Below are 20,871 nucleotides of genomic sequence, written 5' to 3'. Positions count from 1 at the left end.
TGTCGGGAGCGACGCCGTCGGCCATCAGCTTGTCGGCGATATCGGCCGCGGTCGCGACGCCCATGTAGATGACGAGCGTTCGGCCCTGGCCCGCCAAGCCCGCCCAATCCTGCTCGGCCAGCCCCTTGCACTGGCCCGCGACGAACGAGACTGCCGAGCTGTGGTCGCGGTGGGTGAGCGGGAGCATCGCCTCCGCCGCGCAGCCGAGCGCGGCCGAGACGCCGGGGATGACCTCGACGGGCAAGCCGGCGGCGCGGACGGCCTCGACCTCCTCGCCGCCGCGGCCGAAGATGAAGGGGTCGCCGCCCTTCAGCCGCACGACGATCGCGCCGGTGCGGACGTGCGCGACGATGAGCGCGTTGATCGCCTCCTGCGGCAGGGTGTGGCGCGCGCGCTGCTTGGCGACGGAGATGCGCTGGGCGGACGCGGGCGCAAGGTCGAGGACATGGGGGTCGATCAGGCCGTCATGGACGACGACGTCGGCCCTTGCGAGCGCCTCGACCGCGCGGACGGTGAGGAGGCCGGGGTCGCCCGGACCAGCGCCCACCAGGATCACGCGCCCACGCGCTTCGGGGTCGAGGAGTGTGGCCATGCGAGCGTAAGTGGGCGGCGCGGCGGCGATGGACAATGCAGCGATGCTATCGGCGCGGCTAGGAGAGGTTTGGGCGCGGTCAGTGCTTGGGGCGATGGAAGCGGCCGACGACGAAGGCGATGATCGCGCCCAGCGCCAGCCCGACGATACCGTTGAGCGCGGCGGAGACGATCCATTCGACCGCCGCCACCCCGAAACCGAGCGCGGCGCTCGCGCCGTGGGCGGCGCCCTCGATCAGGTGCGCGGGGACGGCGAAGCCCAGCCCCTCGGCGCCGTGCGTGACGATCTGCCCACCGACCCACAGCATCGCGGCGGTGCCGACGACCGACAGGACGGTCATGAGCCAGGGGACACCGAGCACCAGCCCGCGGCCGAACGCGCGCACCGCGCCTGGACCGCGCCGGGCGAAGTGAAGGCCGATATCGTCGAGCTTCACGATGAGCGCGACGACGCCGTAGACGGCGACGGTTATGGCGATGCCGACGACCGCCAGCACGACCCCCTGCTGGACGAGCGGCGAGGCGGCGACATCGGCGAGCGTGATCGCCACGATCTCGGCCGACAGGATCAGGTCGGTGCGGACCGCGCCGGCGACCTTCTGGTCCTCCAGCTGCTTGGGATCGGTGGGCGCGGGTCCGTCGCCCTCGGCGTGACCGCCGCCGAATGCCTCGATCACCTTTTCCGCACCCTCGAAGCACAGGAAAAGGCCGCCGATCATGAGAAGCGGCGTGACGGCCCAGGGCGCGAAGGCGGCGAGCAGCAGCGCGAGCGGGATGAGGATCAGGAGCTTGTTGCGTAATGAGCCCTTGGCGATCCGCCAGATGATCGGCAGTTCGCGCTTGGGATCGAGCCCGACAACGTAGTTCGGGGTGACGGCGGTGTCGTCGACCACGACGCCCGCCGCCTTGGACCCGGCCTTGGCCGCGGCGGCGCCCACATCGTCGAGCGAAGCGGCGGCGAGCTTGGTCAGGCCGGCGATGTCGTCGAGCAGGGCTACTAGGCCGGAGGGCATGGGGCGTGGAACTCCTGGTGGTCGGGGCGGGGTAGCGGGGTAGTTTGGGGGGCTCAAGCGCTCTGTTTCCAAGTCCGGAGAGGAGGGTTAGGGCGTCGACAGACCCCGTTCGCCCTGAGCTTGTCGAAGGGTCGTTCTTCTTCGCTGCGGCCGACAGAAGGACGATGCTTCGACAAGCTCAGCACGAAAGGTGTTGTTGCGGTCGTCCGCTTTCGGAGTACCTAGTATTGCGCCACTTCGCCGCCCTGCTCCTCGCCGCCGCCCTGCCTGGGTTATCCGTCGCGCAGACCCCGCCCGTGGCGCGAGCGCAGGACGAAGGCGCGAAGCTTCGGCGGTTGTTCGCGGAGAGCGACGAGGCGAATTTGAAGCGCAACCCGATCCAGGCGCTGCTGCGAGGCGACCTGCGTTATGCGGACCGGATCGGCGAGTCGTTGACCGACGCCTATGAGCTGGAGGAGCAGCGGGCGGTTGAGCGTAACCTCCAGGCTTTGCGCGGGATCGATCGGGCTAAGCTGTCGGCAGTGGACCGGATCGCGTTCGACGTGTTTCGGACGGACAACGAGATCGAGCTCAGGGGCTATACGCCCGCGGTACGGCGGATCACCGACGTGCTGCCGGTCAACCACTTCCGGGGCTTCCAGACCTTCTATCCCGAGATCGCGTCGGGCGAGGGCGGCGCACCGTTCAAGACGGTCGCGGATTACGAGAACAACCTGTTGCGCAATGCGCAGTACGCGCAGGTGCTTGACCGGATGATCGTGCGGGCGCGGGCGGGCATGGCGCGGGGGATCACGCCGCCCAAGCTGGTGGTGCGCAACGTGATCGGGCAGATCGACAACCTGCTGGCCGGGGGTGTTCAGGCGTCGCTATTCTACGCGCCCGTGAAGACCTTCCCCGACGCGGTGCCGGCGGCGGACCGGGCGCGGTTGACGGCGGCCTATGCGCGGCAGGTACGCGATGTCCTGAACCCGGCGCACGGGCGGCTGCGGGCGTTCCTCCAGGACGAATATCTGCCGCGCGCGCGCGCGATACGGTTGGCCTGTCGGCGTTGCCGGGCGGCGCGGCACTGTACGACCATCTGATCGAGAGCAACACGACGTTGCCGATGAAGGCGGACGCGGTGCACCGGCTGGGGTTGGAGGAGGTCGCGCGGATCCTCGCCGAGATGGAGGCGCAAAAGGCGAAGGTCGGGTTCAAGGGTACGTTGCCCGAGTTCTTTCGCCACCTGCGCACCGATCGCCGGTTCCAGCCCAAGACGCCGGACGAACTTCGGATCGCCTATGAGGCGGCAGGTAGGCGCGTGGACGCGCGGATCGCCACGCAGTTCTCGCTCTTGCCCAAGACCAGGCTCGAGATCAGGCCGGTGCCTGCGTTCCGCGAGAAGACCGCGGCGGCGGGGTCGTATCAGCGCGGCACGCCGGATGGATCACGGCCCGGCGTGTTCTTCTACAACAGTTACGACCTGCCCAACCGCTATCTGTGGGGCGTCGAGACGCTGTACCTGCACGAGGCGGTGCCGGGCCACCATTTCCAGGTCAGCCTGGCGCAGGAGAACGAAGCGCTTCCCGCCTTCATGCGCTTCGGCGGGAATACCGCGTTCGTGGAGGGATGGGCGCTGTATGCGGAGACGCTCTATCCGGAGCTGGGCGTCGAGACCGATCCCTACCAGCGAATGGGCGGGCTGAACGACGAGATGCTGCGCGCGATGCGGCTGGTGGTCGACACGGGGCTGCATGCGAAGGGGTGGAGCCGCGATCGGGCGATCCGGTACATGCTCGATAACTCGCCGATGCCCGAGAGCGACGCGACGGCGGAGGTGGAGCGGTACGTCGCGATCCCCGGCCAGGCGTTGGCATACAAGATCGGGCAGCTGACGATCCTGCGGTTGAAGGCGAAGGCGCAGTCGGCGATGGGCGCGCGGTTCGATGCGCGGGCGTTCCATGCGCAGGTGCTGGATACGGGGGCGCTGCCGATGCCGGTGCTGGAGGCGAAGATGAACGATTGGATTTCAAGGCGGTGACTTAAGCCCTCTCCCGCTTTCGCGGGAGAGGGACAGGCGCGTAGCGCCAGGGTGAGGGCCGGACTTTTCCAAGAAGAAGTGCCCTCACCCGACCTCGCTTCGCTCGGCCACCCTCTCCCGCGAAAGCGGGAGAGGGGAGGTAGTAATTAGGCGTCCCTTAAACCGATGCCGATGTTTGCCCTTGCAGCTTCTGCCTCGTTGCTCACCACGGGGTAGGCGCAATAGTCCGCCGCGTAGAACGCGCTGGGACGATGGTTACCGGACCAGCCGACGCCGCCGAACGGCGCGCCGGAGGAGGCACCGTTGGTGGGGCGATTCCAGTTGACGATGCCGGCGCGCGCGTTCGCCCAGAAGCGGTCGTAGAGCTGGGGCGTCTGGCAGATCAGCGAGGCCGAAAGACCGTAGCGGGTGTTGTTGGCCTCGGCGATCGCGGCGTCGAAATCGTCGGCGCGGATGACCTGCAGGACGGGGCCGAACAGTTCGGTGTCGGGCCGGTCGCGCACCGCGGTCACGTCGATCAGACCGGGGAGAAGGAAGGGGCGGTCCTCGACCGGGCGTTCCAGATGGCGGATCGCGCGGCCGCCGGTGAGGAGCAGGCCCAGGAAAGCCTCGGTCAGCGTGTCGGCGGCCTCGTCGTCGATCACCGGGCCCATGAAGGGCTGCGGGACGGCGTGCGGATCGCCGACGATGAGGCGGCCGATCAGCTTGCTCAGCACTTCGATCAGCGGATCGTAGAGCCGGTCCTCGACGATCAGGCGGCGCGCGGCGGTGCAGCGTTGGCCGGCGCTGGTGAAGGCGGACTGGGCGACGATCGTCGCGGCGGTGTGGAGGTCGGGGGTGTCCCAGACGATGATCGGGTTGTTGCCGCCCATCTCGAGCGCGAGGATCTTCTCCGGATGCTCGGCGAAGGCGCGGTTCAGCGCGAGGCCGGTGCGCGCCGAGCCCGTGAAGAGGAGCCCGTCGATGTCGGGGTGCGCCGATAGCGCGCGACCCTCGGCGGGGCCGCCGGCCAGGAGGCGGACGCATTCGGGCGGAATGCCGGCGGCGTGGAAACAGTCGACCAGGTAGGTACCGACGGCGGGGGTCTTTTCCGACGGCTTGAATACGACCGCGTTGCCCGCCAGCAGCGCGGGGACGATGTGGCCGTTCGGCAGGTGGGCCGGGAAGTTGTAGGGGCCGAGCACCGCGAGCACGCCGTGCGGCTTATGGCGGAGCGCCATGCGGCTACCCATCGGCGAGTCGAGGCGGCGTTGCGCGGTGCGTTCGCCGTAGGCCGCGATCGAGATTTCGACCTTGGCGATGACGCTGTCGATTTCGGTCCGGGCCTCCCAGAGCGGCTTGCCCGTCTCGCGCGCGATCAGGTCGGCGAAGGGCTCGTGGCGGGAGCGCACGACGTTGACGAAACGGCGGAGCGCCTCCGCGCGGACGGTGAAGGGACGGGCGGCCCAGGCGGCCCAGCCGGAGCGGGCGACGGCGACCTCCGCGTCCGCGTCGCCGACCGCGCCCGACCACAGGTGCGCGCCGGTGGCGGGTTCGTGGGAGTGAAGCTCGGCGGGCATCGGGGGCGTTGGTTGACCGGGATCAAGAAGGAGGTCAAGCGAGCGCGTCGCCCATCGCGCGCACCTCCGCGACCTTGGCGTGCAGCCGCGACCAGTCGTCGCTTTCCGCGATCGGTGACCAAATCGCTTCCACCTCGTCGATGAGCATGCCGCAAGGTTCGCCCTGCCAATCGGCATCGCGTTCCCTGCGGGGCGCGTGGGCGGCGGCGAGGGCGCGAAAGTCGGCCCATTCCTCGCCATAGGAGCTCGGCAGGGCTTGCGCGAAGGCGTCGTGGAAGAAGTGGTGGACCTCCACGCCGGTCGTGCGGAGCGTACGTTCGAGCGATTGGATCAACGCGCGGTCGGCCTCCTCGCCCCGCGAGGTCAGGCCGAGCCGCCAAAGCATCGCGGCGGCGATGTATCCCTGGAAACGCGGGCCGAAGGTGTCGAGCAGGGTGACGAGCGGCTCGCTCCCGGCGATCAGGCGCAAGGAGCCGGCGAGCTGCATGACGTCCCAATTGATCGCCTCGGGCTGGCGGCCGAACGCGTACAGTCCGGCATGGTCGAAATAGGCGGCGGTGAAGCCCGCGTCCCAGGTCGGGGCGAAGCGCCAAGGGCCATAGTCGAAGCTTTCGCCGGTGACGTTGATGTTGTCCGAATTGAGCACGCCGTGGACGAAGCCCGCCGCCATGTAGGATGCGGCGAGCCGCGCGGTGCGGTCGAGCACGAGGTCGAGCAGGCGGAGCGCGGGCTCGTCTCCGGGCTCCTCGGCGTAAAGTTCGCGGAGCACGTAGTCGGTCAGGCGGCGCATGTTCGCTTCGTCGCGAAGGTAAGCCAGGCGTTGGAAGGTGCCGATGCGGATGTGGCCGTGGCTCAGGCGGACCATCACCGCGCCGCGTGTCGGGGAGGGTTCGTCGCCACGCTGCAGCGCCTCGCCGGTCTCGATGCTCGACAGGGTGCGCGAGGTGGGGACGCCGAGTGCTTCGAGCATCTCGGTCGCCAGGATCTCGCGCACGCCGCCCTTCAGCGTCAGGCGGCCGTCGCCGAAGCGGCTCCATGGCGTCTGGCCGGAGCCCTTGGTGCCGAGGTCCATCAGGCGGTCGCGGTCGTCGCGCATCTGGGCGAAGGTGAAGCCGCGGCCGTCGCCGATCTCGGGGTTGTAGCTGCGGAATTGGTGGCCGTGATAACGGAGCGCGAGCGGCCCGGGCAGCGTCCCCGGGAGCGGGTCGAAGCGGCCGAAATGGCGGACCCACTCCTCGTCCGTCAGCGCGTCCAGCCCGACCTGCGCGGCGGCGCGGTCGTTGCGGTAGTGCAGGCGCGTCTCGGGAAAGTCGGCGGCGGCGACTGGATCCCAGAAATCGGGGCCGAGTTCCTGGAGGGCGGCGGCGGGGCGATATGCTTGCGGGTCGATCGGCATACGGCGATATGGGGCCCGCGCGGAACGGGGTGCAAGCATTGGTCGGATACGAGGATCGTTACTGGTGGTCGCCCGACGGGCTGCGCCTCCACTATCGCGATTACGCCGGCGGGGATGCGGGGCGGCCGCCGATCCTGTGCCTGCCGGGGCTGACCCGCAACGCGCGCGATTTCGCGGAGTTGGCGGCGCGGCTGTCGCCGGAATGGCGCGTTCTCGCGCTCGATTTCCGGGGGCGGGGCGAGAGCGGGTACGCCAAGGACCCGATGAGCTACGCGCCGCTGACATACGTGCAGGACGTCGACGCGCTGCTGGAGGAACAAAGGATCGGGCGGTTCGCGGCGATCGGCACGTCGCTGGGCGGGATCGTGACGATGCTGCTGGCTGGTGCGGAGCGGGGGCGGTTGGTCGGGGCGCTGCTGAACGATGTCGGGCCCGATATCGACCCGCGCGGGCTCCAGCGGATCAGGGGCTATGTCGGGCGCGCGTCGAGCTGGCCGACCTGGATGCACGCGGCGCGCGGGGTGCAAGAGGGAAACGGGACGATCCACCCGGATTGGGGGGTCGAGGACTGGCTGGCGATGGCCAAGCGCACGCACCGGCTGAACAGCGCGGGGCGGATCGTGCTGGATTACGACCTGCGGATCGCCGAGCCGTTCCGCGTGCCGGGGAACGAGGCGGGGCCGGATATGTGGCGCGCGCTCGATGCGCTACATGGCACGCCGACCTTGGTGGTGCGCGGCGAGCGGTCGGACGTGCTGGCGGCGGAGACGGCCGAGCGGATGACGGCGACGCTGGCGCAGGGCGAGCTGGCGACGGTGTCGGGGACGGGGCACGCGCCGACGCTGAACGAACCCGAGCTGAAGCGGCCGATCGCGCGGTGGCTGGAGCGGGTGCTGGAGCCAGCGGCGGCATGAGCGTCCACAAGTTCGACCGAGTCCTGTTCGGGCCGCGCGATGTCGACCTGGCGCGCTCGCCGCTGGCGGGGAAGGTCGACGCGGAAACGTTCGTGCTGGGCGCGTTCAATCCGGGGATGACGCGGCTGCCGAACGGCAATCTCCTCCTGATGGTGCGGGTGGCGGAGGCGCTGCGGCATCCGCTGGAAGGTGGTCATGTGCGTTCGGTGCGGTGGGACGCGGGCGGGTATGTGCTCGACCGGTGGCCGGTCGAGGCGATCGACCTGTCCGATCCGCGCAAGATCGGGGTGCCGGGCGGCGCGTGGCGGGTAATGGCGCTCACCTCGCTGTCATGGCTGCTGCCCGTCGAGCTCGACGCGGAGGGCCGGCGGGTCGAGCAGGTGCATTACGACCGCGCGATCGCGCCGACCGGGAGCTACCAATGCTACGGCGTCGAGGATGCGCGGATCAGCCAGGTGGGCGGGCGATATCTGATGACGACCTGCTCAGTCAGCCCGGAGCGGCAATGCACGACGCTCTACACCAGCGACGACGCGCTCGACTGGACGCTGGAGGGGATCGTGCTGGACCACCAGAACAAGGACATGCTGGTGTTCGAGGGGCTGATCGGGGGCGAGTATTGGGCGCAGACGCGGCCGCTGGGCGACCTGTATTTCGCCTATCCGCCGGGATCGGAGTGGCTGGCGGGGCCATCGATCAACCTGGCGCGCTCGCTCGACGCGCTCCATTGGCGACCACACGACCGACCCGGTATCCGCCCGCGCGCCGACACGGTCGCGACCGCGCGGATGGGCGGGGGGACGCCGCCGGTCTTGACGACGGCGGGCTGGCTGACGCTGTGGCACGGCGTCGAGCCGTCGGGGCGGGTGGGAAAATACCGGACCTATTGGTCGATCCTGGACCGCGACAATCCGTCGGTGATGCTGCGAACGGCCGAGGTGCCGCTGCTCGAGGCGAACCCGGCGCTGACCGAGCCGTTGCGCGACCTGATGTACATCGACGACGTGGTGTTCACGACCGGGATCGCCGATGGAGGCGATCATTGGATCGTGGCGAGCGGGGAGGCGGACCTGGCCTGCCGCGTGACGCATATCGGTAAAGAGGTATTTGTATGATCGACCTGAACGCAGCGACCGCGGCCGAACTGGACCTGATCCCCGAGCTGAAGGGCCACGGGTTCGAGATCGTACGCTACCGCGAGGAACGCGGGCGCTTCACCGATCTGCGTCAGCTCGACGAGGTGCCCGGGCTGACGGGCAAGGCGGACGGGGCCAAGGACCGGCTGACGGTCGGTTGAGCAAAGGGAACACACGATGCCGTTCACGCTGATCGCCGGGCGCTTTCATGTCGTGGGCTATTCGCCCGACGGCGACTCGATCCGGTTCGAACCGCGCGACCCGGAGCTGCTCGGCAGGCTCGGCGGCTTTCGGCCGCGAATGAACGCGCGCGGGCATCTGCAATTGCGGATCGAGGCGATCGACACGCTTGAAACGCATTACTCGCCGCCGAGCGGGGGCGGGGTGTATGCGCAGCCGCGCCGGTGGGCGGATGCCGCGTCCGATCGGCTGCTCGGTTTCGCGGGCGTCACCGGCGTGCGCTGGGACGGCGCGCGGCGGACGGTGCTGGCCGCGATGGACGGGACGCCTGGTTACATCCTGTCGCGCTCGGTCGAGAAGAACGGGCGGCCGATCGCGTTCGTTTTCGCAGGTGATCCGCCGGAGGATGACGGCGCGAGCATCGTCCTCCAACCCGACAGGCTCCGCGACAGCTTCAACCACCTGGCGCTGCGTGAGGGCCTCGCCTATCCAACCTTCTATACCGGGCTGTTCGGGACATTGCGCGACGCGCTGGCCGAGGCCGTGATCGAGGCGCGAGCCGCTGGCCGGGGTCTTTGGCCCGAGGATAGGGGGACCGCCGGCTTCGACCCGACCGAACTCGCCGTCATCACCGAGGAGGCGCCGATCCTGCCCAAGCTGTTCCGGCGGTTGTGCGACTACATGGTCGCGACGGGCGGCGCGGTCGGGTTCAAGCGCAAGCTGGAACGCGGGCGCGAGCCGGTGCTCGATCTTCGGACCAACAATTTCACGCATTTTGACAGCTTCGTCGAGCAGGCGGAGGGCGGGACCGCGATCAGGCTCACCCGCAACGCCGAGGAGCTGGTGTTCGACGAGATGCCGCAGCGCACGGCCGCTTATTTCTCGGTCATGCTGGCGAGCGACGAGCCGGTTTTCCGGCCGTCGCCGGCGGTCAGGCCCGACCTGTGACCGCGACGAGCGGGTCGCTCCGGCGGCCGTCGGCGAGAACAGTCGACTTCGCGTCGGCGAACCCCGCGCGGTCGAGATAGAGCTGGACCAGCCGCGCCTGACCGGCGGTGTCGAGCGAGCGCCAGATGGCGACCGCCTTGGTCGGGAAGCAGCGGTTGGAGAAGCTGACGATGAAGGGCGATCCGGGGCGAAGCGCGCGGCGGACTTCGGTGAAGACGGTGACGGGTCGCTGGAGGTACTGGACGCCGACGCAGCAGAGCGCGGCGTCGAGCGCGCCGTCGATCAGCGGAAGCACGGGATTGGCGTTGAGGTCCTGGACGAACCAGCGATCGAGGCGTGGGTTCAAGGCGAGTTCATCCGCGTTCATGCCCTGGCCGACCACCTCGCCGAGCGGCACGTCGTCCGGCAGGTGGCTGATCCAGCTGGACATCAGGTCGAGCACGCCGCCCCCTGCCGGGAGCAGACGGCGGTAGCAGTCGGTGAGCGCGGCGACCGCGCCCTGGTCGATATGCGTGACGAGGCGCGGCGGAGCGTAGAAGTCGAGGTCGTCGCCCGTGTCCTGCTTGGCGAAGGCGGCGGCGGGGAGTTCGGGAAGGTCGCTCATGCGCGCGATCTAGGCACGGCATTCGTGCGCCGCCACGCACGGCCGAACGATTTATACGGCACCTATCGCGCGGCCGCACGTTCCGCACCCCACGCCCGCTTCGACTAGCGTGTCGTCATTCATGGAGTACCGCTTATGACCACCATCAACCAGACCACCGGCAACACGGGCGCGAAGGGGCAATTCACGCAGGCGACCGACAAGGCGCGTGCGTTCGCCAAGGCGCGGCCCGGCGCGACCGCCGCGCTCGCGGGCGTCGTCGGCCTCGCGCTGCTGAATACGCTGCGCGGTCGTTAAGACCAAGCGACCGAATGAAAAAGGGGGCGATCCGCCAGTTGCGGACCGCCCCCTTTCTTTTTCCCCGAGACAAGGTCGGGAAGGCTGGACGAATTAGCGCTTCGAGAACTGGAAACTGCGGCGCGCCTTGGCGCGGCCGTACTTCTTGCGCTCGACGATGCGGCTGTCACGGGTCAGGAAGCCCGCCGCCTTGACGGGAGCGCGAAGCACCGGCTCGTAGCGGGTCAGCGCCTGGCTGATGCCGTGCTTGACCGCACCCGCCTGGCCCGACAGCCCGCCGCCCTTGACGGTGCAGATCACGTCGTACGCGCCGTCGCGCTCGGCGACGCCGAAGGGCTGGTTGATGACGAGGCGGAGCGAGGGACGCGCGAAATACGTCTCCTGGTCGCGGCCGTTGATCGTGATCTTGCCCGAGCCGGGCTTGATCCAGACGCGCGCGACCGCGTCCTTGCGACGACCGGTGGCGTAGGCGCGGCCCTGTGCGTCGATCTCCTGCTCGCGAAGCGGCATGGTCGAGACGGCGGGCAGCTCGAAGGTGTCGTTGGGCGTCGCGGCGTTGGCGTCGGAGTCGATCGGGCGACCGCCGACGGGGGCTGGCGCTCCGGTCAACGCGGCGAGGTCGGACAAGGACTGACGGCTGTCGTTCTGGCGGTTATCGGTCATCGTGCGCCGACCTTGTTCTTGGGGCTCATGCCCGCGATGTCGAGAACCTGCGGGTCCTGGGCGGTGTGGGGGTGATCGGTGCCCTTGAAAATGCGCAGGTTGCGCATCTGCTCGCGACCGAGAGGCCCGCGCGGGATCATCCGCTCGACGGCCTTCTCTAGGACGCGCTCGGGGAAGCGGCCCTCAAGCACCTTTGCTGCGGTGATGGCCTTGATGCCGCCCGCGTAGCCGGTGTGCTTGTAATAGACCTTTTTCTGCGCCTTGTTGGACGTGAAGCGGATCTTGTCGGCGTTGATGACGACGACGTTGTCGCCGCAATCGACATGCGGGGTATATGATGTCTTGTGCTTGCCGCGCAGGACGTTCGCGATGACGACCGCGGCGCGACCGACGACGAGGTTCTCCGCGTCGACGATGTGCCACTTCTTCTCCACCTCGTGCGGCTTGGCCGACTTGGTGGTCTTCATTAGCGCCTTCATGGGGCTTGGACCTTTATCGTGAAACAACGAACGCCGCCCGGAAAAGGCGGCGCGTTGAAAGCGTCAATGACGGATCGGGGGCTGAACGTCAACTAATCAGCGGCTTTGCTGACAGGTACAGGAATACCCGGTCAGTCAGCGAGCGGCTTCGAGCACCGCAACCCGCTCGCCGACGACATGCGCGGCCCAGACGGTGGCGATCAGCAGCAGCGCGGCGTTGGCTTGGTGCGCGACCGCCAGGGGGAACGCGACGCCGGTCACGATCGTGGCGACGCCCAGCGAGATCTGCAGGCCGACGAGAAGGATCACCGCGACGCCCGCGCGTGGTGAGCCCGCCTTGACGGCGCGGGCGGCGAGCCAGACGAGGCCGGCGGCGGTGACGAAGGCGAGCCATCGGTGGACGAACTGCACCATGATGGGATTATCCACCGCGTTCTGGAGCGCGGTCGGGAGCATCGGCGCGGCGGCGGGATACCATTTATCGCCCATCATCGGCCAGCTCGAGAAGGCATAGCCCGCGTCGAGCCCGGCGGTGAATGCCCCGTAAAGTAGCTGGAGATAGAGCCCGACCAGCGCGACGATGGCGACGCCGCCGAGGCGGGCGGGCGCGGCAAGCGGGTTATAGTGGAGCGCGCGCAGATCGAGCGCGGTCCAGACAAGCCCCGCCAGAATGGTGAGTGCGGTCAAGAGGTGGACCGCGAGGCGCACGTGGCTGACGTCGGTGCGGTCGGACAGCCCCGAGGAGACCATCCACCAGCCGATGACGGCCTGCGTGGCGCCGAGCGCGAGCAGCGCGAGAAGCCGCCAGCCATAGCCGCGCGGTATCCAGCGGCGCGCGGCGTAATAGAGGAGGGGCAGCGCGAAGGCCAAGCCGATGATCCGGCCGAGCAGGCGGTGCGCGTACTCCCAGAAGAAGATCGCCTTGAACCCAGCCATCGTCATGCCCGCGTTCAGCTGGATGTATTCGGGGATCCGCTTGTAGGCGTCGAACTCGGCCCGCCACTGCGCGTCATTCAGCGGTGGGATGGTGCCGCTGATCGGCTTCCAGCTGGTGATAGACAGCCCCGACTCGGTCAGCCGCGTGATCCCGCCGACGATGACCATCAACACGATCAGACCGGCGACGGCGAACAGCCAGCGCGACACGGTCAGGGGCCGGGCGAGGGTCATGAACGCGGCGCTGGGCTTGAGCATGATGGAGAGGTAGGGACTGCGCGCCCGAGCGCCAAGCGATCGTACGGAGGACCGGACGATCAAGTCGTCCATGGGCCGTACATACCGGCGATGTGATGTTGTAACGAGCGATCATTCGCGCTAGTTAGTTCAGCGATGAACGCCGCCCTTTCCGGACCGCGATGGAGCGACGCCCTCGATCGATACGCGATCGGGCTTTCCGGCCTGTGTCTCGTTCACTGCCTCACCACCTCCGTACTCGTGGCGCTCGCCTCGACGGTCGGCGGCCTGCTCCTCCATCCGCTGTTCCACGAGGTGGGGCTGGTCGTGGCCATCCTGTTCGGCGCGCTCGCGCTCGGCCGCGGCGCGTGGGAGCACGGCATGCTGATGCCGCCCGCGATGGGATCGCTGGGCCTCGGCATCATGGCGGGCGCGATGACGCTCGGGCACGGGCCGAACCATGACGAGGCGATGTGGACGATCATCGGCGTCGCGCTTCTGGCGTTCGGGCACCGGCTGAACCGGGTGGCGTTCGACTGATCGCGTTCGAGGGCGTCCGCTTGCTCCAGGGCGGGCCACGCCCTAAGTTTCGTCGATGGCCGCGCACCACCATCACCATGCCAACAGCGATGACCTGACCCAGGCTGCTCAGACAGCGTTGGTGGGGGCGGGGGAGCAGTGGACGGCGATGCGCGCGAGCGTGTTCGGCGCGCTTGCCGGGTTCGACAAGCCGGCGTCGGCCTATGACATCGCGGAGGCGGTCTCGATCGCGCAGGGGCGACGGGTGGCGGCGAACAGCGTGTATCGCATCCTCGACCTGTTCGTCGGCGCGAACCTGGCGATGCGGGTCGAGAGCGCGAACGCGTATCTGGCCAACAGCCATCCGGGGTGCCTGCACGACTGCATCTTCCTGGTGTGCGACGGTTGCGGGCAGACGACGCATATTGATAACGATAAGTTGACGGGCGCGATCCGTGGGGCGGCGTCCGACACCGGCTTCTCGCCCGTGCGACCGGTGGTCGAGGTGCGAGGCAAGTGCGCCACTTGCGCCTGATCTCCCCGACTACTTGGCGCGATCGACACTAACGCCCTGACCCGTTAAGCATCCGCGATGGCCGATCCACCCACAACGCCGCTGCTCGACACCGTTTTCGTGCCCGGCGATCTCCGCAAGCTGAAACCGGATCAGTTGCGCCAACTCGCCGACGAGCTGCGGCAGGAGGTGATCTCGGCGGTCGGGACGACGGGCGGGCATTTGGGCTCGGGCCTGGGCGTCGTCGAGCTGACGACGGCGATCCATTACGTGTTCGACACGCCCGCCGATCGGCTGATCTGGGACGTCGGGCACCAATGCTACCCGCACAAGATCCTGACGGGGCGGCGCGACCGCATCAGGACGCTGCGCCAGGGCGGCGGGTTGTCGGGCTTCACCAAGCGGTCCGAATCGGAATACGACCCGTTCGGCGCGGCGCATTCCTCGACCTCGATCTCCGCGGCGCTCGGCTTCGCGATCGCCAACAAGCTGTCGGACCGGCCGGGCAAGGGGATCGCGGTGATCGGCGACGGCGCCATGTCGGCGGGCATGGCGTACGAGGCGATGAACAACGCCGAGGCCGCGGGCAACCGGCTGGTGGTGATCCTGAACGACAACGACATGTCGATCGCGCCGCCGGTGGGCGGGCTGTCGGCATATCTGTCGCGGATGGTGTCAAGCCGCGAGTTCCTGAGCATCCGCGAGCTGCTGAAAAAGCTTGCGCGCAAGCTGCCCCGCCCGTTCCACGAGGCGGCGCGCAAGACCGACGAGTTCGCGCGCGGGATGACGATGGGCGGCACGTTGTTCGAGGAGCTGGGCTTTTATTATGTGGGGCCGATCGACGGGCATAACCTCGACCATTTGATCCCCGTGCTGGAGAATGTGCGAGACGCGGAGGAAGGGCCGATCCTCGTCCATGTCGTGACCAAGAAGGGCAATGGTTACGCCCCAGCGGAGGCGTCGGCGGACAAGTATCACGGCGTCCAGAAGTTCGACGTGATCACGGGCGCGCAGTCCAAGGCGCCGCCGGGACCGCCGCAATACCAGAACGTGTTCGGGGAAGCGCTTTCGCGTGAGGCGGAGCATGACGACCGCATCTGCGCGATCACCGCCGCGATGCCGTCGGGGACGGGTCTCGACAAGTTCGCGGCGGCGCATCCCGACCGGTTCTTCGATGTCGGCATCGCCGAGCAGCACGGCGTGACCTTCGCGGCCGGGCTCGCGGCGCAGGGAATGCGCCCGTTCTGCGCGATATATTCGACCTTCCTCCAGCGCGCCTACGACCAGGTGGTCCATGACGTGGCGATCCAGAACCTGCCCGTGCGCTTCGCGATCGATCGGGCGGGGCTGGTCGGCGCCGACGGGGCGACGCACGCCGGGTCGTTCGATGTCACGTACCTGGCGACGCTCCCCAACTTCGTCGTGATGGCGGCGGCGGACGAGGCGGAACTGGTGCACATGGTCCATACCTGCGTGCTCCATGACACGGGGCCGATCGCGGTCCGCTACCCGCGCGGGAACGGCGTCGGCGTGCCGCTCCCGGCGGTGCCGGAGCGGCTGGAGATCGGCCGCGGGCGTATGGTGCGCGAGGGGAAGAAGGTCGCGATCCTGTCGCTCGGCACGCGCCTGGCCGAGGCGCTGCGCGCGGCGGATGCGTTGGAGGCCAAGGGCTTGTCGACGAGTGTCGCCGACCTCCGCTTCGCCAAGCCGCTCGACGAGGCGCTGATCCGGCGGTTGCTGACGACGCACGAGGTCGCGGTGACGATCGAGGAAGGATCGGTCGGCGGCCTGGGCGCGCACGTACTGACGCTGGCGAGCGACGAGGGGCTGATCGATGGCGGGCTGAAGCTGCGCACGCTCCGGTTGCCGGACGTCTTCCAGGACCAGGACAAGCCCGAGACGCAGTATGCCGACGCCGGGCTGGACGCGGAGGCGATCGTGGAGACGGTGCTCAAGGCGCTACGGCATAATTCGAGCGGGGTCGCCGAAGCGCGGGCTTGAATTCCTACACGCACATGATATGTACATGTGCTCGGGAGGTAAGGCATGGCGACACGTAGCGTCGATATCCGTAATGATCGGTTGGTGGTGCTTCTCTCCAAGGGTGAGAAGATGGTGCTGATGGCGCGCGCGAAATCGGCGGCTATGAGCGTCAGCGACTATGTCCGCACCGCCACCGAACGATTCGAGTTCGAAGAGGAAATGCCCGAGGACATCGGGGCGGAGATCATGCGGCAGATCGACGAAGTGAAGGCGCGCATGCAGGCGACCTTCGACGACCTCGACGCCTATATCGCCGCGCGGCCCAAGCGAGACCCTGAGACGATCCGCGCGGAGGTGTTCGCCGAGCTGGAGCAGGCCGATATCGACTGGGATGAAGTACGCGTCAGGCTGGGGCTGAATGCATGATCAGCGATATCCTTCGCGGGCTTCGCGACATCATGGTCCTGTCCGAAAAGCTGGCGAACACGACGGCGATCGCCAAGCAGGCCGATCAACGCTCGATCGCGTTCGGCGATCGGTTGGCCCGGGTGGAGGCGGTGTTGCAGTACGCGCTGCACGGCAACTTGCCGAAGGGTTCACCTCCGCCGTCTTTCCCCTCTCTATCCAGACCGGACGAAGGCTGACCCGACGATCGTCCCCGTTGATCGAATGCGGTTCGTGATGTCCATTGCCTAGGACTCGGATCGACCAGCTGCTCGTCGACCGGGGGCTCGTCGAGAGCCGGACGCGTGCGCAGGCGCTTATCATGGCGGGGCTGGTGTTCGCGGGCGATCACAAGGTCGACAAGCCCGGGCAGGCGATCGCGGACGACTTGGCATTGACGGTGAAAGGGCGCGACCACCCGTATGTGTCGCGCGGCGGGGTCAAGCTGGTGCATGGGCTCGATCGGTTCGGGTGGGCCGTGGCGGGCGCGGTGGCGATCGATGTCGGGTCGTCGACGGGCGGCTTCACCGACGTGCTGCTCCAGCGCGGCGCGGCCCGGGTCTATGCGGTCGATAGCGGGACCAACCAACTCGCCTGGAGCCTCAGGCAGGATCCGCGCGTGGTCGTTCACGAGCGGACGAGCGCGCGCGTGCTGACGGGCGCGCACGTGCCCGAGGCGATCGACCTGATCGTGTGCGACGCGAGCTTCATCGGACTGGCCAAGGTGCTCGACGTGCCGCTCGGCTTCGCTGGGCCGAAGGCGCGGCTGATGGCGCTGGTCAAGCCGCAGTTCGAGGCGGGCCGCGGCGAGGTCGGTCGCGGGGGCGTGGTTCGCGATCCGGCGGTCCATGCCCGCGTCTGCTCCGAGACCGCGGCGTGGGTGGCGGGGCGCGGCTGGTCGGTCGTCGGCGTGACCGAGAGCCCGATCACCGGACCCGAGGGCAATGTCGAATTCCTGCTGGCGGCGGTCCGGAATTGAGCGGTTCGCACGAGCTCGACATGCGCCGCGCTGGACGGTCCGACCCTTGCCCGTCAAATGGGCCGACACGGCCGAGGAGTGAGTAGGTTAGGCGGCATCGCCTCTCAGGGACAGTTGCGCATGTCTTTTCCGCGCTGGGCCGCGGTCACGGTGCCGGCGGTGCTCCTGCTCGGCTTCCTGTCCGGATCGATCGCGCCCGCCGGATCGGAAAATGCGTGGTACGCCGCGCTCGCCAAGCCGGCCGCGACACCGCCCGACTGGGCGTTCCCCGTCGCCTGGACGACGCTGTATGCGCTAATGGGCCTGGCGCTGGCCATGATCCTGCATGCGCGCGGCGCGCGGGGGCGGGGCGTGGCGATCGCGCTGTTCGTAGTGGCGCTGGCGCTCAATCTCGTCTGGCTGCCGCTGTTCTTCGGAGCGCATCGGGTCACGCTCGGTTGGATGCTGATCGCCGCGATGGTCGCCAGCGGCATCCTGGCGACGATCGCATTCGGGCGCATCCGCTCCGCCGCCGCCTGGGCGATGGTGCCGTATCTTGTCTGGATCGGTTATGCGGGCGTGCTCAACTGGCGGATCGACCGGCTGAACCCTGGGGCGGAGCTTGCGCCGGGCGGGCGTACGACCCAAATTATTAGTCAGATTGGATAGGAAGAACCGATGCAGTCCGAGAACCGGATGTTCGACGATTTGATGAAGGTGGTGAGCGGCGCGGCGGGAACGCTCGCGGGCGTCGGCCGCGAGGCGGAGCTAAGCGCCCGGTCGCGAGCACGAGAATGGATCGGGGGGCTCGACTTCGTGTCGCGCGACGAGTTCGAGGCGGTCAAGGCGATGGCCGCGGCCGCGCGCGACGAGGCCGACGCGCTCCGCCAGCGGATCGACGCGATCGAGGCGGCGTCCCGTTCCGGCTTGTCCACAGCTTCGCCGCTTGGGGTGGACGATACCCTTGCATAATGCCCAAGCTCTCGCCACCGTCGCGGGCGTGACGCGGGTGCTAGAGGGGCGCTGATGCTCGAACAGGCCGATTTCGAGGTGGAGGACTCCGCCCCCATCGACATGCTCGAGGCGTATTACACGGCGCATGGCTGGAGCCATCAGCGCCATGACGACGAGATCGTCGTGAGCGTCAAGGGCAGCTGGACGGAGTACGAGTTGCGCGCGATGTGGCGCGACGACGACCAGGTGCTCCAGTTCCTGGCTTTCCCCGACATCAAGGTGACCGAGGACCGGCGCGCGGCGATCTACGAGACCATCGGGCTCGTCAACGAGCAGTTGTGGATCGGCCATTTCGAGCTGTGGTCGGTGACCGGCGTGCTGCTGTTCCGCCATGCCGCGATCGTCGACGGGGCGGAGGAGGGAACGATGTCGCTCGCCGCGGCCGAGCTGCTGGTGGAGAGCGCGATCGACGAGTGCGAGCGGTTCTATCCGGTGTTCCAGTTCGTGCTGTGGGGCGGCAAGAGCCCCAAGGACGCGATCGCCGCCGCGATGATCGACACGCAGGGAGAGGCGTGACCGTCACCATGGCCGATGCCGGCCGGGTGTTGATGATCGGTTGCGGGAACATGGGCGGGGCGATGCTGCGGCGGTGGCTCGCGGCCGGATTGGAACCTGCGCGGGTAGTGGTGGTCAGCCCTAGCGGGCGGACGATGCCGGACGGCGTCGCCGTCGTCCCGGCGATCCCGGGCTTGGAGGCCGTGTTCGACACGGTCGTCCTCGCACTGAAGCCGCAAAAGCTCGGCGAGCTGAAGGGCACATCCCTTGCCGCGCATATGCCCAGGCTGCTCGTATCGATCCTGGCCGGGGTCGATGAGGCGACGGTCGCGGCGACCTGTCGGGCCGGGGCCGTAGTGCGCGCGATGCCCAATCTGCCGGTCGCGATCGGCCGCGGCGTCACGGCGTTGTTCGGGTCGACGGGCGACCAGCGGGCGCGACGGACCGCCGAGAGCCTATGCGCGCCGCTCGGGACGTATGAGTGGATCGCGGAGGAGCGGCTGTTCGACGCGGTGACGGCGCTGGCCGGGTCGGGTCCCGCATTTCTGTTCCGCTTCGTCAATGCGCTGGCGCGGGCGGGATCGACGCTGGGTCTGCCGGAGGACCAGGCGCGGCGGTTGGCGCTGGCGACGGTGAGTGGGTCGGCGACGATGGCCGCCGAATCCGACGAAGGGCCAAGCGCGCTCGCGGATCGCGTCGCGAGCCCGGGCGGGTCGACGCGCGAGGGATTGGACGTGCTCGACCGCGACGACGCGCTGGTGCGGTTGTTGACGGATACCTTGCGCGCGGCCGAGCGCCGCAACGGGGAGCTGGCCGCGCTCGCCCGCTAGTCGCGCAGGCGAAGGGCGTCGAGTCGGCCGCGCTCGTCCTCGGGAATCAACCCCTCCAGCACCGCCCAGAAACCACCCACCGCTTGCTGGCCCGCGCGCGCATAGGCCGCGGACAGTTTTTCGCGAAGCGCGTCGAACAGTTCGATCTCGAGCGCCGTGCCCGCGTCCGTCAGATGCAGCAAACGCTGGCGGCGGTCGCGCTCGCCCGGGCGCATCTCGACCAGCGCGCGCTCCGACAGGTCGCCCAGCACGCGGCCGAGCGACTGTTTGGTGATGGCGAGCAGCGCCAAGAGCTCGCTGACCGTCATGTCGGGCTTGCGCGCGATGAAATACAGCGCGCGGTGGTGCGCGCGGCCCAACCCCTGCGCGGCCAACCCCCGATCGATCGCGCGGGTGATGTGGCTGTTGCCGAAATACAGAAGCTCGAGGCCGCGGCGGAGTTCGGGTTCCCGCAGGAAGAGGGGGGAAGCGGATGGGGCGGACGCCATGTTGACCCGCCTAGACGCGCACCTTACGCCGCCGCAACCCATCCAATTGACGAGTTCACCGCCTTGGCGCTTTCTTTCGACATCCGACCGAACGCCCAGCCTGTTCCCGCCGTCGAGCGCGCGGAACGTATGGCCGATCCGGGGTTCGGACGCGTGTTCACCGACCATATGGCGGTGATCCGCTGGTCGGAGGCGGGCGGATGGCACGACGCGCACGTCGCCGCGCGCGCGCCGCTGGTTATGGATCCGGCGTCGTCCGTATTCCATTACGCGCAAGAGATCTTCGAGGGGATGAAGGCGTATCGGCTGGCGGACGGCGGTGCCGCGCTGTTCCGCCCGACCGCCAACGCGCGCCGTTTCCGCGACTCCGCCCGGCGCATGGCGATGCCCGAGCTGCCGGAGGAGCTGTTCGTCGAGGCGGTGGAGCGGCTGGTGGCGATCGACCGCGACTGGGTGCCCGCGCCCGGTATCGATGGGTCACTTTATCTACGGCCGTTCCAGATCGCCAGCGAGGTGTTCCTGGGGGTGAAGCCGTCGACCGAATACCTCTTCATGGTGATCGCCGCGACCGTGGGCGCTTATTGGAAGGGCGGGGAGCGCGCGATCTCGTGCTGGGTGAGCCCGGACCATACCCGCGCCGCGCCGGGCGGCAC

Annotated in this window: 26 protein-coding genes and 1 pseudogene; 18 read left to right on the top strand and 9 right to left on the bottom strand. The window is 68.5% G+C overall.

All coding sequences use genetic code 11. The features are described 5' to 3' along the window. The coding region (gene cobA, locus ACFE71_RS10705) for a uroporphyrinogen-III C-methyltransferase (protein ID WP_375428779.1) at positions 1 to 592 on the bottom strand (592 nt) is incomplete at its 3' end. A 79-nt stretch (positions 593 to 671) separates the two neighbouring features. Further along, the gene (locus ACFE71_RS10700) at positions 672 to 1,604 is read right to left on the bottom strand and encodes a DUF808 domain-containing protein (RefSeq protein WP_375428778.1); all 933 of its coding nucleotides are present in this window, start codon (positions 1,602 to 1,604) and stop codon (positions 672 to 674) included. Positions 1,605 to 1,831: 227 nt separating this feature from the next. Between ACFE71_RS10700 and ACFE71_RS10695 the strand changes: the two genes are divergently transcribed. After that, positions 1,832 to 2,686 carry a DUF885 family protein gene (locus ACFE71_RS10695; protein ID WP_375428777.1) on the top strand — a complete coding sequence of 285 codons (855 nt, stop codon included), beginning with the start codon at positions 1,832 to 1,834 and terminating at the stop codon, positions 2,684 to 2,686. Then, complete coding sequence (locus ACFE71_RS10690; protein WP_375428776.1) at positions 2,653 to 3,624, top strand: DUF885 family protein; 972 nt, start codon at positions 2,653 to 2,655, stop codon at positions 3,622 to 3,624. The genes ACFE71_RS10695 and ACFE71_RS10690 overlap by 34 nt, the downstream gene beginning before the upstream one ends. Before the next feature lie 146 nt (positions 3,625 to 3,770). Here ACFE71_RS10690 and astD read toward each other — a convergent pair whose 3' ends face one another. Beyond that, complete coding sequence (astD, locus tag ACFE71_RS10685; RefSeq protein ID WP_375428775.1) at positions 3,771 to 5,183, bottom strand: succinylglutamate-semialdehyde dehydrogenase; 1,413 nt, start codon at positions 5,181 to 5,183, stop codon at positions 3,771 to 3,773. A gap of 34 nt (positions 5,184 to 5,217) precedes the next feature. Then, positions 5,218 to 6,579 (bottom strand): protein adenylyltransferase SelO family protein, encoded by a 1,362-nt coding sequence (locus ACFE71_RS10680; protein WP_375428774.1) that lies wholly within the window; start codon positions 6,577 to 6,579, stop codon positions 5,218 to 5,220. Positions 6,580 to 6,617: 38 nt separating this feature from the next. Here ACFE71_RS10680 and ACFE71_RS10675 point away from each other — a divergent pair, with 38 nt between their 5' ends. Genes ACFE71_RS10675 through ACFE71_RS10660 form a run of 4 tightly spaced genes read left to right on the top strand, consistent with a single transcriptional unit; the run spans position 6,618 to position 9,757 of the window. Further along, on the top strand, positions 6,618 to 7,493 hold the full coding sequence (locus tag ACFE71_RS10675; protein WP_375428781.1) for an alpha/beta fold hydrolase: 876 nt from the start codon (positions 6,618 to 6,620) through the stop codon (positions 7,491 to 7,493). After that, the gene (locus tag ACFE71_RS10670) at positions 7,490 to 8,608 is read left to right on the top strand and encodes a glycosidase (protein ID WP_375428773.1); all 1,119 of its coding nucleotides are present in this window, start codon (positions 7,490 to 7,492) and stop codon (positions 8,606 to 8,608) included. The genes ACFE71_RS10675 and ACFE71_RS10670 overlap by 4 nt, the downstream gene beginning before the upstream one ends. Next, positions 8,605 to 8,790, top strand: coding sequence for a ComEA family DNA-binding protein (locus ACFE71_RS10665; RefSeq protein WP_375428772.1), 186 nt, complete (start codon positions 8,605 to 8,607; stop codon positions 8,788 to 8,790). The genes ACFE71_RS10670 and ACFE71_RS10665 overlap by 4 nt, the downstream gene beginning before the upstream one ends. Positions 8,791 to 8,806: 16 nt before the next feature. Beyond that, positions 8,807 to 9,757: a hypothetical protein gene (locus ACFE71_RS10660; protein WP_375428771.1), complete on the top strand. Its 951-nt coding sequence runs from the start codon at positions 8,807 to 8,809 to the stop codon at positions 9,755 to 9,757. Here the strand turns inward: ACFE71_RS10660 and ACFE71_RS10655 are convergent. After that, positions 9,741 to 10,361, bottom strand: coding sequence for a methyltransferase domain-containing protein (locus tag ACFE71_RS10655; protein WP_375428770.1), 621 nt, complete (start codon positions 10,359 to 10,361; stop codon positions 9,741 to 9,743). The genes ACFE71_RS10660 and ACFE71_RS10655 overlap by 17 nt on opposite strands. A 135-nt stretch (positions 10,362 to 10,496) precedes the next feature. Here ACFE71_RS10655 and ACFE71_RS10650 point away from each other — a divergent pair, with 135 nt between their 5' ends. Continuing rightward, the gene (locus ACFE71_RS10650) at positions 10,497 to 10,658 is read left to right on the top strand and encodes a hypothetical protein (RefSeq protein WP_375428769.1); all 162 of its coding nucleotides are present in this window, start codon (positions 10,497 to 10,499) and stop codon (positions 10,656 to 10,658) included. Positions 10,659 to 10,751: 93 nt separating this feature from the next. Here the strand turns inward: ACFE71_RS10650 and rpsI are convergent, their stop codons facing one another. From rpsI to ACFE71_RS10635, 3 genes are all read right to left on the bottom strand, one after another. Further along, the gene (gene rpsI, locus ACFE71_RS10645) at positions 10,752 to 11,321 is read right to left on the bottom strand and encodes a 30S ribosomal protein S9 (RefSeq protein ID WP_375428768.1); all 570 of its coding nucleotides are present in this window, start codon (positions 11,319 to 11,321) and stop codon (positions 10,752 to 10,754) included. After that, a complete protein-coding gene (rplM, locus tag ACFE71_RS10640) occupies positions 11,318 to 11,800 on the bottom strand; it encodes a 50S ribosomal protein L13 (protein WP_375428767.1) in 483 nt (160 codons plus the stop codon). Before rplM ends, rpsI begins: the two co-directional genes overlap by 4 nt. A gap of 135 nt (positions 11,801 to 11,935) precedes the next feature. Continuing rightward, the gene (locus ACFE71_RS10635) at positions 11,936 to 12,994 is read right to left on the bottom strand and encodes a COX15/CtaA family protein (protein WP_375428766.1); all 1,059 of its coding nucleotides are present in this window, start codon (positions 12,992 to 12,994) and stop codon (positions 11,936 to 11,938) included. Between the two features lie 135 nt (positions 12,995 to 13,129). On the opposite strand from ACFE71_RS10635, the gene ACFE71_RS10630 reads away from it, so the two are divergent. The 10 genes from ACFE71_RS10630 to proC all read left to right on the top strand — a co-directional run bounded on the left by ACFE71_RS10630 (position 13,130) and on the right by proC (position 19,730). Next, positions 13,130 to 13,513, top strand: a complete 384-nt coding sequence (locus ACFE71_RS10630; protein WP_375428765.1) for a MerC domain-containing protein — start codon at positions 13,130 to 13,132, stop codon at positions 13,511 to 13,513. Between the two features lie 55 nt (positions 13,514 to 13,568). Then, a complete protein-coding gene (locus ACFE71_RS10625) occupies positions 13,569 to 14,027 on the top strand; it encodes a Fur family transcriptional regulator (RefSeq protein WP_375428764.1) in 459 nt (152 codons plus the stop codon). A 57-nt stretch (positions 14,028 to 14,084) separates the two neighbouring features. Continuing rightward, positions 14,085 to 16,007: a 1-deoxy-D-xylulose-5-phosphate synthase gene (dxs, locus tag ACFE71_RS10620; RefSeq protein ID WP_375428763.1), complete on the top strand. Its 1,923-nt coding sequence runs from the start codon at positions 14,085 to 14,087 to the stop codon at positions 16,005 to 16,007. Positions 16,008 to 16,052: 45 nt separating this feature from the next. Then, entirely contained in the window at positions 16,053 to 16,415 is a 363-nt protein-coding gene (locus ACFE71_RS10615) for a hypothetical protein (RefSeq protein ID WP_375428762.1), read from the top strand. Next, positions 16,412 to 16,633 carry a hypothetical protein gene (locus ACFE71_RS10610; RefSeq protein WP_375428761.1) on the top strand — a complete coding sequence of 74 codons (222 nt, stop codon included), beginning with the start codon at positions 16,412 to 16,414 and terminating at the stop codon, positions 16,631 to 16,633. The genes ACFE71_RS10615 and ACFE71_RS10610 overlap by 4 nt, the downstream gene beginning before the upstream one ends. 44 nt (positions 16,634 to 16,677) lie before the next feature. After that, on the top strand, positions 16,678 to 17,412 hold the full coding sequence (locus tag ACFE71_RS10605) for a TlyA family RNA methyltransferase (RefSeq protein ID WP_375428760.1): 735 nt from the start codon (positions 16,678 to 16,680) through the stop codon (positions 17,410 to 17,412). A gap of 120 nt (positions 17,413 to 17,532) precedes the next feature. Beyond that, on the top strand, positions 17,533 to 18,060 hold the full coding sequence (locus tag ACFE71_RS10600; RefSeq protein ID WP_375428759.1) for a TspO/MBR family protein: 528 nt from the start codon (positions 17,533 to 17,535) through the stop codon (positions 18,058 to 18,060). A 9-nt stretch (positions 18,061 to 18,069) separates the two neighbouring features. Next, positions 18,070 to 18,363, top strand: a complete 294-nt coding sequence (locus ACFE71_RS10595) for an accessory factor UbiK family protein (protein WP_375428758.1) — start codon at positions 18,070 to 18,072, stop codon at positions 18,361 to 18,363. Positions 18,364 to 18,417: 54 nt separating this feature from the next. Continuing rightward, positions 18,418 to 18,921, top strand: a complete 504-nt coding sequence (locus tag ACFE71_RS10590) for a YbjN domain-containing protein (RefSeq protein WP_375428757.1) — start codon at positions 18,418 to 18,420, stop codon at positions 18,919 to 18,921. An 8-nt stretch (positions 18,922 to 18,929) separates the two neighbouring features. Beyond that, the gene (gene proC / locus ACFE71_RS10585) at positions 18,930 to 19,730 is read left to right on the top strand and encodes a pyrroline-5-carboxylate reductase (protein ID WP_375428780.1); all 801 of its coding nucleotides are present in this window, start codon (positions 18,930 to 18,932) and stop codon (positions 19,728 to 19,730) included. Here proC and ACFE71_RS10580 read toward each other — a convergent pair. Further along, positions 19,727 to 20,218, bottom strand: coding sequence for a MarR family winged helix-turn-helix transcriptional regulator (locus ACFE71_RS10580; RefSeq protein WP_375428756.1), 492 nt, complete (start codon positions 20,216 to 20,218; stop codon positions 19,727 to 19,729). The genes proC and ACFE71_RS10580 overlap by 4 nt on opposite strands. 129 nt (positions 20,219 to 20,347) lie before the next feature. Here ACFE71_RS10580 and ACFE71_RS10575 point away from each other — a divergent pair. Further along, a pseudogene (locus tag ACFE71_RS10575) lies at positions 20,348 to 20,871 on the top strand (branched chain amino acid aminotransferase); the annotation flags it as partial.

This window comes from uncultured Sphingomonas sp. (assembly GCF_964237155.1).
GTDB lineage: Bacteria > Pseudomonadota > Alphaproteobacteria > Sphingomonadales > Sphingomonadaceae > Sphingomonas.
This window is presented reverse-complemented; position numbering and strand designations above follow the sequence as displayed.

Bases quoted from the DNA above. Each gene is read 5' to 3' on its own strand.
- ACFE71_RS10700 (WP_375428778.1), bottom strand. From the start codon at position 1,604: ATGCCCTCCGGCCTAGTAGCCCTGCTCGACGACATCGCCGGCCTGACC.
- astD (WP_375428775.1), bottom strand. From the start codon at position 5,183: ATGCCCGCCGAGCTTCACTCCCACGAACCCGCCACCGGCGCGCACCTG.
- ACFE71_RS10680 (WP_375428774.1), bottom strand. From the start codon at position 6,579: ATGCCGATCGACCCGCAAGCATATCGCCCCGCCGCCGCCCTCCAGGAA.
- ACFE71_RS10670 (WP_375428773.1), top strand. From the start codon at position 7,490: ATGAGCGTCCACAAGTTCGACCGAGTCCTGTTCGGGCCGCGCGATGTC.
- ACFE71_RS10665 (WP_375428772.1), top strand. From the start codon at position 8,605: ATGATCGACCTGAACGCAGCGACCGCGGCCGAACTGGACCTGATCCCC.
- ACFE71_RS10660 (WP_375428771.1), top strand. From the start codon at position 8,807: ATGCCGTTCACGCTGATCGCCGGGCGCTTTCATGTCGTGGGCTATTCG.
- ACFE71_RS10655 (WP_375428770.1), bottom strand. From the start codon at position 10,361: ATGAGCGACCTTCCCGAACTCCCCGCCGCCGCCTTCGCCAAGCAGGAC.
- ACFE71_RS10650 (WP_375428769.1), top strand. From the start codon at position 10,497: ATGACCACCATCAACCAGACCACCGGCAACACGGGCGCGAAGGGGCAA.
- rpsI (WP_375428768.1), bottom strand. From the start codon at position 11,321: ATGACCGATAACCGCCAGAACGACAGCCGTCAGTCCTTGTCCGACCTC.
- rplM (WP_375428767.1), bottom strand. From the start codon at position 11,800: ATGAAGGCGCTAATGAAGACCACCAAGTCGGCCAAGCCGCACGAGGTG.
- ACFE71_RS10635 (WP_375428766.1), bottom strand. From the start codon at position 12,994: ATGCTCAAGCCCAGCGCCGCGTTCATGACCCTCGCCCGGCCCCTGACC.
- ACFE71_RS10630 (WP_375428765.1), top strand. From the start codon at position 13,130: ATGAACGCCGCCCTTTCCGGACCGCGATGGAGCGACGCCCTCGATCGA.
- ACFE71_RS10625 (WP_375428764.1), top strand. From the start codon at position 13,569: ATGGCCGCGCACCACCATCACCATGCCAACAGCGATGACCTGACCCAG.
- dxs (WP_375428763.1), top strand. From the start codon at position 14,085: ATGGCCGATCCACCCACAACGCCGCTGCTCGACACCGTTTTCGTGCCC.
- ACFE71_RS10615 (WP_375428762.1), top strand. From the start codon at position 16,053: ATGGCGACACGTAGCGTCGATATCCGTAATGATCGGTTGGTGGTGCTT.
- ACFE71_RS10610 (WP_375428761.1), top strand. From the start codon at position 16,412: ATGATCAGCGATATCCTTCGCGGGCTTCGCGACATCATGGTCCTGTCC.
- ACFE71_RS10600 (WP_375428759.1), top strand. From the start codon at position 17,533: ATGTCTTTTCCGCGCTGGGCCGCGGTCACGGTGCCGGCGGTGCTCCTG.
- ACFE71_RS10595 (WP_375428758.1), top strand. From the start codon at position 18,070: ATGCAGTCCGAGAACCGGATGTTCGACGATTTGATGAAGGTGGTGAGC.
- ACFE71_RS10590 (WP_375428757.1), top strand. From the start codon at position 18,418: ATGCTCGAACAGGCCGATTTCGAGGTGGAGGACTCCGCCCCCATCGAC.
- proC (WP_375428780.1), top strand. From the start codon at position 18,930: ATGGCCGATGCCGGCCGGGTGTTGATGATCGGTTGCGGGAACATGGGC.
- ACFE71_RS10580 (WP_375428756.1), bottom strand. From the start codon at position 20,218: ATGGCGTCCGCCCCATCCGCTTCCCCCCTCTTCCTGCGGGAACCCGAA.